This is a genomic window from Stenotrophomonas sp. GbtcB23 (genome assembly GCF_019091045.1).
GTDB classification, from domain to species: Bacteria; Pseudomonadota; Gammaproteobacteria; order Xanthomonadales; family Xanthomonadaceae; genus Stenotrophomonas; species Stenotrophomonas rhizophila_A.
Genome location: NZ_JAGXKC010000747.1, coordinates 1 through 231, shown reverse-complemented (window position 1 = coordinate 231; position 231 = coordinate 1). Strand labels below are relative to the sequence as shown.

The 231-nt window shown below is 72.3% G+C and carries 1 protein-coding gene; it reads left to right on the top strand.

From position 1 onward, the window contains the following. Positions 1–231: hypothetical protein (locus KVS69_RS20785; RefSeq protein WP_217540243.1), on the top strand; the 231-nt coding region annotated here is incomplete at both ends.

The following is a 231-nucleotide window of genomic DNA, read 5'->3' as shown; positions in this document are numbered from 1 at the left end:
GGGGGGCAACGTGGCCCGGCTGGGGCCGCGCCACCGCTCCAGCGGCAACACCCAGGCGCTGGACCTGACCCTGCTGCCGCGCGGGGATGAGTTGGCCACCCACCTGACCGGCACCGACTTCCTGGAGACACTGCACGACCCGGAGCTGGCCGGCCTGAAGGCATACTGGCAGGGCGGGCTGGAGTCCGAATCGGCGCAGCTGTATCGGGGCGAGTACCTGGCCGGGAGCCT